The sequence below is a fragment of the Lactobacillus gallinarum genome (genome assembly GCF_002160635.1).
Lineage (GTDB): Bacteria > Bacillota > Bacilli > Lactobacillales > Lactobacillaceae > Lactobacillus > Lactobacillus gallinarum.
The window spans coordinates 1-1,763 of the sequence record NZ_NFKZ01000062.1; the positions used below are offsets into that span (position 1 = coordinate 1).

Genomic DNA, 1,763 nt, shown 5'->3' on the forward strand with positions numbered 1-1,763 from the left:
TCTTTGAGGTACTACCCTCAAAACTAAACAAAGTTTCTCAGTGTGCTTCCGCTTGCTTAAGTGACTTCTCTTAGTATCTCTACTCTCCATCACTCTCGCTTCCTTAGAAAGGAGGTGATCCAGCCGCAGGTTCTCCTACGGCTACCTTGTTACGACTTCACCCCAGTCATCTGCCCTGCCTTAGACGGCTCCTTCCCGAAGGTTAGGCCACCGGCTTTGGGCATTGCAGACTTCCATGGTGTGACGGGCGGTGTGTACAAGGCCCGGGAACGTATTCACCGCGGCGTGCTGATCCGCGATTACTAGCGATTCCAGCTTCGTGCAGTCGAGTTGCAGACTGCAGTCCGAACTGAGAACAGCTTTCAGAGATTCGCTTGCCTTCGCAGGCTCGCTTCTCGTTGTACTGCCCATTGTAGCACGTGTGTAGCCCAGGTCATAAGGGGCATGATGACTTGACGTCATCCCCACCTTCCTCCGGTTTGTCACCGGCAGTCTCATTAGAGTGCCCAACTTAATGCTGGCAACTAATAACAAGGGTTGCGCTCGTTGCGGGACTTAACCCAACATCTCACGACACGAGCTGACGACAGCCATGCACCACCTGTCTTAGCGTCCCCGAAGGGAACTCCTAATCTCTTAGGATGGCACTAGATGTCAAGACCTGGTAAGGTTCTTCGCGTTGCTTCGAATTAAACCACATGCTCCACCGCTTGTGCGGGCCCCCGTCAATTCCTTTGAGTTTCAACCTTGCGGTCGTACTCCCCAGGCGGAGTGCTTAATGCGTTAGCTGCAGCACTGAGAGGCGGAAACCTCCCAACACTTAGCACTCATCGTTTACGGCATGGACTACCAGGGTATCTAATCCTGTTCGCTACCCATGCTTTCGAGCCTCAGCGTCAGTTGCAGACCAGAGAGCCGCCTTCGCCACTGGTGTTCTTCCATATATCTACGCATTCCACCGCTACACATGGAGTTCCACTCTCCTCTTCTGCACTCAAGAAAAACAGTTTCCGATGCAGTTCCTCGGTTAAGCCGAGGGCTTTCACATCAGACTTATTCTTCCGCCTGCGCTCGCTTTACGCCCAATAAATCCGGACAACGCTTGCCACCTACGTATTACCGCGGCTGCTGGCACGTAGTTAGCCGTGACTTTCTGGTTGATTACCGTCAAATAAAGGCCAGTTACTACCTCTATCCTTCTTCACCAACAACAGAGCTTTACGATCCGAAAACCTTCTTCACTCACGCGGCGTTGCTCCATCAGACTTGCGTCCATTGTGGAAGATTCCCTACTGCTGCCTCCCGTAGGAGTTTGGGCCGTGTCTCAGTCCCAATGTGGCCGATCAGTCTCTCAACTCGGCTATGCATCATCGCCTTGGTAAGCCGTTACCTTACCAACTAGCTAATGCACCGCGGGGCCATCCCATAGCGACAGCTTACGCCGCCTTTTATAAGCTGATCATGCGATCTGCTTTCTTATCCGGTATTAGCACCTGTTTCCAAGTGGTATCCCAGACTATGGGGCAGGTTCCCCACGTGTTACTCACCCATCCGCCGCTCGCGTCCCCAGCGTCATTACCGAAGTAAATCTACTGGTTCTGCTCGCTCGACTTGCATGTATTAGGCACGCCGCCAGCGTTCGTCCTGAGCCAGGATCAAACTCTCATTTTGAAATTTAAGTTTGAATGATTGCTCATTCGATTATTTAAGATCTTTGTCTCAAATTTATTGCTTGCGAATTGACTTCGCTTCTTGTTTGGGTT

At 51.7% G+C, this 1,763-nt stretch carries 1 rRNA gene; it reads right to left on the minus strand.

What is annotated here, in order from left to right:
* Positions 1-107 precede the first annotated feature (107 nt).
* A 16S ribosomal RNA gene (locus tag B5E95_RS10245) occupies positions 108-1,671 on the minus strand.
* Between the last annotated feature and the right edge of the window lie 92 nt (positions 1,672-1,763).